9 protein-coding genes are annotated in these 10,849 nt (G+C 71.8%); 5 read left to right on the top strand and 4 right to left on the bottom strand.

Annotation, left to right across the window (positions count from 1 at the left end; genetic code table 11):
- Nucleotides 1-3 precede the first annotated feature (3 nt).
- From AC07B0_RS37030 to AC07B0_RS37020, 3 genes are all read left to right on the top strand, one after another.
- Complete coding sequence (locus AC07B0_RS37030; RefSeq protein WP_467299518.1) at nucleotides 4-1,392, top strand: M1 family metallopeptidase; 1,389 nt, start codon at nucleotides 4-6, stop codon at nucleotides 1,390-1,392.
- Between the two features lie 194 nt (nucleotides 1,393-1,586).
- Complete coding sequence (locus AC07B0_RS37025; RefSeq protein WP_356879922.1) at nucleotides 1,587-2,549, top strand: sensor histidine kinase; 963 nt, start codon at nucleotides 1,587-1,589, stop codon at nucleotides 2,547-2,549.
- Complete coding sequence (locus tag AC07B0_RS37020; RefSeq protein ID WP_356879920.1) at nucleotides 2,546-3,211, top strand: response regulator transcription factor; 666 nt, start codon at nucleotides 2,546-2,548, stop codon at nucleotides 3,209-3,211. Before AC07B0_RS37025 ends, AC07B0_RS37020 begins: the two co-directional genes overlap by 4 nt.
- A 27-nt stretch (nucleotides 3,212-3,238) precedes the next feature.
- On the opposite strand, the gene AC07B0_RS37015 is transcribed toward AC07B0_RS37020, so the two are convergent.
- The 4 genes from AC07B0_RS37015 to AC07B0_RS37000 all read right to left on the bottom strand — a co-directional run bounded on the left by AC07B0_RS37015 (nucleotide 3,239) and on the right by AC07B0_RS37000 (nucleotide 8,075).
- The gene (locus AC07B0_RS37015; protein ID WP_356879918.1) at nucleotides 3,239-4,252 is read right to left on the bottom strand and encodes a hemolysin family protein; all 1,014 of its coding nucleotides are present in this window, start codon (nucleotides 4,250-4,252) and stop codon (nucleotides 3,239-3,241) included.
- The gene (locus AC07B0_RS37010) at nucleotides 4,249-5,589 is read right to left on the bottom strand and encodes a hemolysin family protein (protein ID WP_478900156.1); all 1,341 of its coding nucleotides are present in this window, start codon (nucleotides 5,587-5,589) and stop codon (nucleotides 4,249-4,251) included. The genes AC07B0_RS37015 and AC07B0_RS37010 overlap by 4 nt, the downstream gene beginning before the upstream one ends.
- Nucleotides 5,590-5,835: 246 nt before the next feature.
- On the bottom strand, nucleotides 5,836-6,786 hold the full coding sequence (locus AC07B0_RS37005; RefSeq protein ID WP_469383545.1) for an alpha/beta hydrolase: 951 nt from the start codon (nucleotides 6,784-6,786) through the stop codon (nucleotides 5,836-5,838).
- A 341-nt stretch (nucleotides 6,787-7,127) separates the two neighbouring features.
- A complete protein-coding gene (locus AC07B0_RS37000) occupies nucleotides 7,128-8,075 on the bottom strand; it encodes a methionyl-tRNA formyltransferase (RefSeq protein WP_478900154.1) in 948 nt (315 codons plus the stop codon).
- Nucleotides 8,076-8,325: 250 nt separating this feature from the next.
- Between AC07B0_RS37000 and AC07B0_RS36995 the strand changes: the two genes are divergently transcribed.
- Both AC07B0_RS36995 and AC07B0_RS36990 read left to right on the top strand, forming a co-directional pair.
- Nucleotides 8,326-9,678, top strand: coding sequence for a lysine N(6)-hydroxylase/L-ornithine N(5)-oxygenase family protein (locus tag AC07B0_RS36995; RefSeq protein ID WP_356879910.1), 1,353 nt, complete (start codon nucleotides 8,326-8,328; stop codon nucleotides 9,676-9,678).
- 153 nt (nucleotides 9,679-9,831) lie between these two features.
- Complete coding sequence (locus AC07B0_RS36990) at nucleotides 9,832-10,818, top strand: iron-siderophore ABC transporter substrate-binding protein (protein WP_469383540.1); 987 nt, start codon at nucleotides 9,832-9,834, stop codon at nucleotides 10,816-10,818.
- Nucleotides 10,819-10,849: the final 31 nt, after the last annotated feature.

The raw sequence follows: 10,849 nt of genomic DNA, 5'->3' as shown, positions 1-10,849 counted from the left end.
GCAGTGAACGGCCAGAAGACAGCGGCAACCGACCCGTACTTTCCGGCCAACGGCGATCCCCGTTACCGCGTGCACCGGTACGAACTCGCTCTGGAGTACCGGCCCGGCCCCAACCGGCTGGCCGGCACCGCCCGGATCAGCGCGATCGCCGGGCGGGCGCCGCTCACCGAGTTCGCCCTGGACCTCGCCGAGTTCAAGGTCGGCCGGGTCCTGGTGAACGGCCGGGCCCCGCAGTACACCCACCGCGGCGGGAAACTCCGCCTGCGGCCCGCCAAGCCGCTGCCCGCCGGCGCCGCCTTCACCGTGGACGTGCACTGGGCGGGCAACCCCAAGCCCGTGCGCAGCCCCTGGGGCGGCCTCGGCTGGGAGGAGCTGACCGACGGCGCGCTCGTCGCCAGCCAGCCCGTCGGCGCGCCCTCCTGGTACCCGTGCAACGACCGGCCCGCCGACAAGGCCTCCTACCACATCTCCGTCAACACGCCCTCCGCCTACACGGTCGTGGCCGGCGGCCGGCTGCTGACCCGCACGACCAGGGCCAGCACCACCACCTGGGTGTACGAGCAGTCCGCGCCCACCTCCAGCTACCTCGTCGGCCTGTCCATCGGCCTCTACCAGACGGTGCTCCTCGGCGACCCCGGCCTCGACGGCGTTCCCCAGAGCGCCCACGTGCCGGCGCACCTGCTGCCCCGGTTCTCCCGCGACTTCGCCCGCCAGCCCGCCATGATGCGGCTCTTCGAGGAACTGTTCGGGCCCTATCCCTTCGGGGAGTACGCGGTGGTCGTCGCCGACGAGGAACTGGACGTCCCCGTCGAGGCGCAGGGGCTGTCCCTGTTCGGTGCCAACCACGTGGACGGCGTGCGCGGCTCGGAGCGCCTCATCGCCCACGAACTCGCCCACCAGTGGTTCGGCAACAGCGTGACCGTCGCCGACTGGCGGCACATCTGGCTGAACGAGGGCCTCGCCAAGTACGCCGAATGGCTCTGGTCGGAACGTTCCGGCGGCCACACCGCGCACGAACGGGCGGCCGTCGCCCACCGCGTGCTGGCCTCGCGGGCCCAGGACCTGAAGCTCGCCGACCCGGGCCGCAAGCTGATGTTCGACGACCGGCTCTACGAGCGCGGCGGCCTCACCGTCCACGCGATCCGCTGCGCCCTGGGCGACGGCATGTTCTTCCGCATGCTCCGTGACTGGACCGCGGCGCACCGCCACGGCGTGGTGACCACCGCGGCCTTCACCGCCCACGTCGCCCGCTACGCGGAGGCGCCGGTGGACGAGCTGTTCACGGCCTGGCTGTACGAGCCGTCGCTGCCGCCGCTGCCCGCCCCGCCCGCCGCCGCGGCGATACCGGCGCGGCCCGTCCACCCGCCGACGAACGGCGGCCCCCCGGCCTGACGGCTCCGCCGCCCGGCCGACATGGGTGCCGGCACGGATGGACAGGCGCCGCCCCGGAGGCCAGGCTGGCCGCAAGGGCGGCTCCCGCCGCAGGTCACAGCCGCTGCGGTGGGGCGCCGGCGGGGACGGCCCGGGTAGCGTCGACGCAGAACGACGGCCGGACCCGGCGCGCGGAACGAGGGGAGAACGCGGTCATGTCGCTGTACTGGCGGATCTTCCTGCTCAACGCCGCCGTCTTCGCGGTGGCCCTCCTGCTGCTCCTCGGCCCGGTCACCGTGTCCACCCCGGTCCTGATGGGCGAGGCGATCGTCCTGGGCGTCGGGCTCGCGGCCATGCTCGTCGCCAACGCCGTCCTGCTGCGCGTCGCGCTCGCCCCGCTGGCCCGGCTGGCCCGCGCCATGGCGGCGGTCGACCTGCTGCGCCCGGGAAGCCGCGCCCCCGTCGAGGGACCCGGCGAGATGGCCGAGCTCACCACCTCGTTCAACGCGATGCTGGCCCGTCTGGAGTCGGAGCGCGCCACCAGCAGCGCCCGTGCGCTCTCCGCGCAGGAGGCCGAGCGCCACCGCATCGCCCAGGAGCTCCACGACGAGGTCGGCCAGACCCTCACCGCGGTCCTCCTCCAGCTCAAGCACACCGCGGACCGGGCACCCGCGGCCCTGCGCGAGGACCTCCGCCAGGTCCAGGAGACCACCCGGACGAGCCTGGACGAGATCCGGCGCATCGCCCGCCGCCTGCGGCCCGGGGTCCTGGAGGAGCTCGGCCTGCACAGCGCCCTGCGGGCCCTCGCCGCCGAGTTCACCACGCCGTCGCTGACCGTCCGGCACCACATCGCGCCGGGCCTGCCCGCCCTGGACGAGGCCCGCGAACTGGTCGTCTACCGGGTCGCCCAGGAAGCGCTGACCAACGCCGCCCGGCACGCGGGCGCGAGCGAGGTCGAGGTACGGCTCTCCCACCGGCCGGCCGGGGCCGTCCGGCTCCTGGTGCGCGACGACGGCACCGGCATCCGCCTCGCCGCCGAAGGGGCCGGGATCCAGGGCATGCGCGAACGGGCCCTGCTCATCGGGGCCGGCCTCGCCCTCGGCCCCGGCCCGCACGGCGGCACCGACGTACGACTGGACGTACCCGCGACCGGCGGGGCGGAGGAGAGCCACCGATGACCGCACCGCGACCGGCCCCGACCCGGGTCCTGCTGGCCGACGACCACGCCCTCGTACGGCGCGGCGTCCGCCTCATCCTCGACTCCGAACCCGACCTGACGGTCGTCGCCGAGGCCGGGGACGGAGCCGAGGCCGTCGCCCTGGCCCGGACGCACGAGGTGGACCTGGCCGTACTGGACGTCGCCATGCCCCGCATGACCGGACTCCAGGCCGCCCGCGAGCTGTCCCGGCTGCGGCCGGGCCTGCGGATCCTCATCCTGACCATGTACGACAACGAGCAGTACTTCTTCGAGGCCCTCAAGGCCGGAGCGGCCGGCTACGTCCCCAAGTCCGTCGCCGACCGCGACCTCGTCGAGGCCTGCCGGGCGGCGATCCGCGACGAGCCGTTCATCTATCCCGGCGCGGAGACGACCCTGATCCGCAACTACCTCGACCGCGCCCGCCAGGGGGACCCGCTGCCCGCCCGGGCGATCACCGAACGGGAAGAGGAGATCCTCAAGCTGGTCGCCGAGGGGCACTCCTCGAAGGAGATCGGCGACCTGCTCGTCATCAGCGCCAAGACGGTGGAACGGCACCGGGCCAACCTGCTCCAGAAGCTCGGCATGCGCGACCGCCTGGAGCTGACCCGGTACGCGATCCGCGTCGGCCTGATCGAGCCCTGATCGAGCCCTGAACGGGCCGCCGCGCCGTCAGGACGCTTCGCCGACGAGTTCCTCCAGTACGTCCTCCATGGTGACGAAGCCGATGACCGCCCCGTCGTCGCCGGTGACGGCGGCGAGGTGGGTTCCGGCGGCGCGCATGGCGTTCATGGTGTCGTCCAGCGGGGTGCCGCTGCCGACCCGGGTGACGGTGTGCAGGGCGGAGCGCGGGAACGGCGCCGTCCGGTCGGCGACGCCGAGGGCGTCCTTGATGTGCAGGAAGCCCATGATCTCGCCGTGGGCGCCGGTGACGACCAGCCGGGAGAAGCCGTGGTCGGCCGCGGTGCGCTCCAGGCCGCGGGGGGTGGTCCCGAACGGGACGGTCACGAACTCCGCGCGGGGGATGGTGATCTCGCCGACGGGCCGCTTGCCGAGCGCGAGGGCGTCGCGCAGCCGTTCGCCGTCCTCGGCGCCGAGGAGTCCGGCGGCGCTGGAGTCCTTGACCAGGCGGGCGAGTTCCTCGTCGGTGAAGACCGCGCCGACCTCGTCCTTCGGTTCGACCTTCAGCAGCCGCAGCAGCGCGTTCGCGAACGCGTTGATGCCGAACACGAACGGGCGCAGCGCCCTGGTGAGGGCGACCAGCGGGGGACCCAGCAGCAGCGCGGTCGGCGCGGGGGCCGCGAGCGCGATGTTCTTCGGGACCATCTCGCCGATCAGCATGTGCAGGTACGTCGCCGCGGTGAGCGCGATGACGAACGCGATCGGGTGGATCAGCGCCTCGGGCACGCCGATGGCCTCGAAGGGGGGTTCGAGCAGGTGGGCGATGGCCGGTTCGGCGACCGCGCCGAGGACCAGGGAGGAGACGGTGATGCCGAGCTGGGCGGTGGCCATCATCGCGGAGATGTGCTCCAGCGCCCACAGGGTCGTCTTCGCGCGCCGGCTGCCCTTGAGGGCGGCCGGTTCGATCTGGCTGCGGCGGACCGAGATCAGGGCGAACTCGGCGCCGACGAAGAAGGCGTTGGTGAGCAGCGTCAGTGCGCCGATCAGCAGCTGGACGGCGGTCATCGGCGCTCCTCCTGGGAGCCGGCGGCCTCGTCGGCGGCGGCGGGCGCGGTGACCGTGACCCGGTCGGCGCGGTGGTGGTCTATGTCGAGGACGGTCAGTTCCCAGCCGTCGACGGCGACGGTGTCGCCCTCGACGGGGATGCGGGCCAGGCGGGTGGCGACCAGGCCGGCCAGCGTCTCGTAGGGGCCTTCGGGAACGGCGAAGCCGATCGCCTCCAGCTCGTCGACGCGGACGCTCCCGTCGGCCTCCCACACCTTGCGGCCGCCGTGCTCGGGGCCCTCGATGAGGTCGGGGACCTCCACCGGGTCGTGCTCGTCGCGGACCTCGCCCACGACCTCCTCCACGATGTCCTCGACCGTGACCACTCCGGCGGTGCCGCCGTACTCGTCGATCACCACGGCCATGGTGCGGGCCTTGCGCAGCCGCCCGAGCAGGACGTCCACGGGCAGCGAGTGCGGCACCAGCAGCGGCGAGGTCATCAGCTCGGACACCGGCGTCAGGGCCCGCTCGTCCTCGTCGAGGTCGAGGACGTCACGGATGTGGACGGTGCCCACGACCTCGTCGAGGCTGTCGCGGTAGACGGGGAACCGGGACAGGCCGGTGGCCAGCGTCAGGTTCGCGGCGTCGGCCGCGGTGGCGCGGAGCTCCAGCGCCTGGACGTCGATGCGCGGGGTCATGACGTTCTCCGAGGTCAGCTCGGCCAGGTGCAGGGTGCGCACGAACAGTTCGGCCGAGTCCGCCTCGATCGCGCCCTCGCGGGCGGAGTGCCGGGCCAGCGCCACCAGCTCCTCCGGCGTCCGCGCGGAGGCGAGCTCCTCGGCGGGCTCCAGCCCGAAGCGGCGTACGAGCCGGTTCGCGGTGTCGTTCAGGTGCCGGATCAGCGGGGCGAAGGCGGCGGTGAACCCGCGCTGCGGGCCCGCGACGACCTTCGCGACGGCCAGCGGGCGGGAGATCGCCCAGTTCTTCGGAACCAGCTCGCCGACGACCATCAGCACCACGGTCGACAGGGCCACGCCCAGCAGGGTCGCGGTGGTCGACACCGCGCCGGCGGGCAGCCCGGCGGCTTCCAGCGGGCCGCGCAGCAGGGCGGAGACGGACGGCTCGGCGAGCATGCCGATCACCAGTGAGGTCACGGTGATGCCCAGCTGGGCGCCGGACAGCTGGAACGTGAGCCGCTTGGCGGCCTTCAGGGCGCTCTCGGCGCCGCGCTCACCGGCCGCGACGGCGCGTTCGAGCTCGCTGCGTTCGACGGTGGTGAGGGAGAACTCGGCGGCGACGAACACCGCGCACGCCAGGGTCAGCGCCAGGGAAAGGAGGAGCAGCAGCACTTCGGTCACCGTGCCACCCCCGCTTCCCGGCTCTGATGCTGCGGGCAGGACGTGGCACGGCGTGGACTGGGAGGTTCACCCATTGCGGGTCTTGCGCTCCGTTCGCTGCTCGGCGGGCCGTGGGCGGCCCGGGCTGGTGGTTACGGACAGTATCCGCGACCCGATGGTAAAGGGCAAGTAAATTGCCGCGGTGCGGGGGTGCCGGGGTGTCCCGGGCGCGGAGCCGGCCGCGAGCCCGGGACCCCGGCGCCCTCCCTAGGCGAGGGCCTTGCGCAGGGTGTCGGCGGCCAGGCCGATGGCGAGTTCGGCGCCCCGGGTCTCGCGGAGCGCGTTCAGCATGACGAAGTCGTGGATGACGCCCTGGACGCGCAGGGCGGTGACCGGGACACCGGCGGCGCGGAGCGCGGCGGCGTACGCCTCGCCCTCGTCGCGCAGGACGTCGGCCTCGGCGGTGATGACGAGGGCCGGGGGCAGTCCGGTGAGCTCCTCGGTGGTGGCGCGCAGCGGGGAGGCGGTGATCCGGGCGCGCTCGGCCCCGTCGGTCGTGTACTGGTCCCAGAACCACTGCATGGCCTCGCGGCGCAGGAAGTAGCCCTCGGCGAACTGGTGGTAGGAGTCGGTGTCGAAGGCGGCGTCGGTGACCGGGTAGAAGAGGACCTGGTGGGCGAAGCGCACGTCCCCGCGCTCCTTGGCCATGAGGGTGAGGGCGGCGCTCATGTTGCCGCCGACCGAGTCGCCGGCGACGGCGAGGCGGGTGCCGTCGAGGTCCGCGTGGTGCCCTTCGCCGACCCACCGGGCGACGGCGTAGTTCTGCTCGACGGCGACGGGGTAGCGCGCCTCGGGGGAGAGGTCGTACTCGGGGAAGACCACGGCCGCGCCGGCGCCGACGGCCAGTTCGCGGACGAGCCGGTCGTGGGTGTGGGCGTTGCCGAAGACCCAGCCGGCGCCGTGGACGTAGAGGACGACGGGCAGGGGGCCCGTCGCGCCGCGCGGGCGGACGATCCGGGCCCGGACCCCGCCGGTGGGCCCGCCCGGGACGGTGACCCATTCCTCGTCGACGTCGGGTAGGGCGACGCCCTCGCCGCCCTGGACCTCGTCGACGGCCTTGCGGCCGTCCGCGACGGGCATCTGGTAGAGGAAGGGGGGCCGGCCGGTGGCGTCGGCGAAGGCCTGGGCGGCGGGTTCGAGTACGGGCGGCTTCGGCACGGGTGCTCCTTCACGGTCGTACGGGCCGGGTGGCGGCCCGCGTTCAGGATCACACCGGTGGCGGCCCGGAGCGGGGAGCCCGGCGCGTCGTGCGACGTGTCCGGCGGCGGGTACCGGCCGGGCTCCCCCGGGGCGGCCGTCGGCGGCGGCCCGCACCGGGGGTGCCCGTGGCCGTCGTCCTGCCCCGCGCCCGGGAGTTGCGGGCCCGGACATGACGGCGCCGCCGCACGGAACGGGGGTGTCCGTGCGACGGCGGCGACGGCCGGTCTGCCCGGGGCCATGGGCGGGTGACCGGCACGACGAGACGCCGGCGGAGTGCCTCCGCCGGCTTCGGGACGGGGTCAGGGGCGGCTGGTGAGGTACCCGCCCATGGAGGTGAAGTACTCGGTGGCGGGCAGCTCCTGGCCGTCCTCGGTGCGTACGCGCGTGATGGCGAGGCCGTGGTTGCGGCCGGTGCGGGCGTCGGCGCCGGCGACGATCGCCACGCCCTCGCCCTCGCGGTAGAAGATGCGGCCGGGGGTGCCGCCGTAGAGCCCCTCGGAGACGACCGCGGACACGATCTCCAGGCGCTTGCCCTTGTGGAAGGTGAAGGCGCTCGGGTACGGGGCGGACTGGGCGCGCACCAGGCGCTCCAGGACCTCGGCGGGCCAGCTCCAGTCGATCCGGATGTCCTCTTCGGCGCGCTTGTGGAAGAAGCTCGCCTGCGACCGGTCCTGCTTGGTGAACTCGGTCTCCCCGGCGGCGATGCGGTCCAGCGCGCCGACGGTGACCGGGGCGATGAGGTCGACGGTCTTGTGGAAGAGGTCGGTGGCCGTGTCGGTCGGGCCGACGGCGACGGCCTGCTGGAGGACGATGTCGCCGGCGTCGAGCACGTCGTCCATCATGTGCGCGGTGACGCCCACTTCGGTCTCGCCGTTGATCAGGGCCCAGATCAGCGGGGAGAAGCCGGCGTACTTCGGCAGCAGCGAGTCGTGGACGTTGAGCGTGCCGTGGCGGGGCAGGTTGTAGATGCGCGAAGGTATGTACGTACGCCAGTTGTTGGCGACGATGATGTCCGCGTCGGCCTCCTTGAGCCGCGCGAAGAGCTCCTCGTCGTCGGGGCGGTTGCGGATGACCACGGGGACGCCGTGCTCCTCGGCGAGGTCCGCGACCGAGTCGCTCCAGATCTTCTCGTAGGCGTGCTCGCTCTTGGGGTGGGTGACGACCATCACCACATCGTGCTCGGAGTCCAGGAGCGCTTGCAGGGTGCGATGGCCCCAGGTCTGATAACCGAACATGACGACCCGCATGGAGGTTCCTCCTCAGAAGAGCGATTGATCCCGAAGGAGTAAAGCAAGCCTTACCTAAGGATGCAACGTGCCTGATTTTAGGCGTCGTTTGGGGCTGCAATCCACTATTTGTCCGCTTTGTCTGGTCGACAGGGTGCCGAGATCAGGTTAGCTTTACCTAAGTTCGCTGGGTTGCCGCTCGTCGGCGTGCCCTGCTCCACCTTCTTTCTTCAACGCCTCACAGGCGGCTGTCCCGCACGATCGGAGTGACATGTCACAGGCTCTTCCTGCTGACGCACCGGTGATCCACGACCTCATAGGCATCGGCTTCGGCCCGTCCAATGTGGCCATGGCGATTGCTCTCACCGAGCACAACGCACGCGTCGGACGGCAGGAGGCGGTCACTGCTCACTTCTTCGAGCAGCAGCCGCGCTTCGGCTGGCACCGCGGCATGCTGTTCGAAGACGCGACCATGCAGGTGTCCTTCATGAAGGACCTGGTGACGCTGCGGAACCCGGCGAGCGAGTACAGCTTCCTCTGCTACCTGCAGAGCCGCGGCCGCCTGATCGACTTCGTCAACCACAAGAACCTGTTCCCGCTGCGCGTCGAGTTCCACGACTACTTCGAGTGGGCCGCCGCCAAGGTCGACGACATGGTGTCCTACGGGCACGAAGTGGTCTCCGTGCGACCGGTCGTGCGCGACGGCGTCATCGAGTACGTGGACGTCACGGCCCGCTCCGGCGACGAGACGGTCACCCACCGGGCCCGCAACCTCGTGATCGGCACCGGCCTGCGGCCGTACATGCCCGAGGGCATCGACCGCACCGACCGCGTCTGGCACAACTCCGACCTGCTGCGCCGCGTCGACGAGCTGGAGGGCACCGACCCGACCCGCTTCGTCGTCGTCGGCGCCGGCCAGAGCGCCGCCGAGAACGTGGCCTTCCTGCACCGGCGCTTCCCCGAGGCCGAGGTCTGCGCCGTCTTCGCCCGCTACGGCTACAGCCCCGCGGACGACAGCAAGTTCGCCAACCGCATCTTCGACCCGGCCGCCGTGGACGAGTACTTCACGGCCCCCGGCGAGGTCAAGAGCAAGCTGATGGACTACCACGGCAACACCAACTACTCCGTGGTGGACATCGACCTCATCGACGACCTGTACCGCCAGTCGTACCAGGAGAAGGTCCTCGGCGAGGAGCGCCTGCGCTTCCTCAACGTCTCCCGCCTCTCGGACGTCGTCGAGACCCCGGACAAGGTCCTCACCACCGTCGAGTCGCTCGTCACCGGCGAGAAGACCCCGCTGGACGCCGACGTCGTGGTCTACGCGACCGGCTACCGGCCCGCGGACGCCTTCGGCCTCCTCGGCGAGGTCGAGGGGTACTGCCACCGCGACGGCGAGGGCCGGGTCAGCGTCGAGCGCGACTACCGCATCACGACCGACCCCGAACTGCGCTGCGGCATCTACCTCCAGGGCGGTACCGAGCACACGCACGGCATCACCTCGTCCCTGCTGTCGAACACCGCGATCCGGGTCGGCGAGATCCTGGACTCGGTGATCGAGCGCACCCCGAAGCCGGCCGTCGGCGAAGCCGAGCGCGTCGTCGACGGGATCGGAACGTCCCGCTAGGGCCACCGCCCGTCCCGTCCCCACCCCTCCTGCCCGGCAACGCCGTCCTGCCGGGCAGGCCTGGGCATGCACCGTGAAAACCCCGTGAAAGGAAAGCCCGTGTCCGTTGGGACCCGCCCCGCGCTGACGAGGATCGTCAGAAACCTCCCCCGCGTGGCCGTTGCAGCCGCCGCCGCCCTCGTCCTGAGCGCCTGCGGCGGTGGCACCGAGAAGACCGAGTCGAAGCCCTCCGGAGAGGCCACCGCGAAGTCCGCGGGATCCTTCCCGGTCACGGTCGACCACAAGTACGGCAGCACGACCATCACGGCCGAGCCGAAGAAGGTCGTCACCCTCGGTCTCTCGGACCAGGACGCCGTGCTCGCGCTCGGCGTGAAGCCGGTCGGCGCCGTCGCCTGGTTCAAGGAAGAGCCGTTCGGCAAGTGGCCGTGGGTGAAGGACCTGTGGGGCTCCACCCCGCCGCAGATCGTCGGCGAGCGCGACGAGTACAACATGGAGAAGATCGCGGCCCTCAAGCCGGACCTGATCATCGCCCAGTACTCGGGCATGAAGAAGGAGCAGTACGACACCCTGTCGAAGATCGCCAAGGTCGTCGCGCAGCCCAAGGGCGCCGAGGACTACCAGGCGTCGTGGCAGGTCATGACGAAGCAGATCGGCAAGGCGCTGGGCAAGGACGCCGAGACCGACAAGCTCATCTCCGGCATCGACGCCCGCTTCAAGGCCGTCCGTGACAAGCACCCGGAGTGGAAGGACAAGACGGTCGCGGTCGGCGAGCCCTACGAGCCCGGCAAGTTCTCCGCGTTCGCCCCGAAGGACCCGAAGGTCGCCTTCCTGACCGAGATGGGCTTCACCACCTCCGAGGCCTACCGCACCGCGCTGGGCAAGGACGTCATCGCCGACCTCAGCTTCGAGCGCTTCGACGTGATGGAGGCCGACCGCACCGTGTGGCTCGGCACCGCCGACACCGAGGCGTCCCTGAAGTCCGACCCGCTGTACCAGAAGACCAAGGTCAACCAGGAGAAGCGGGACGTCTTCCTGCCCTACGAGGGTCCGGACGTCGGCGCCGCGCTCTCCTTCAACACCGTGCTGAGCATCCCGTACGCCGTCGACCAGGTCGTGCAGAAGCTCGAAGCCATCAAGTAACACCCCAGCACTGACGCACGACCAGGGAAAG

This window comes from Streptomyces sp. NPDC044704, from assembly GCF_056433525.1.
Note: the sequence above shows the minus strand (reverse complement) of the source record. Positions and strands in the feature narration are given on the sequence as shown.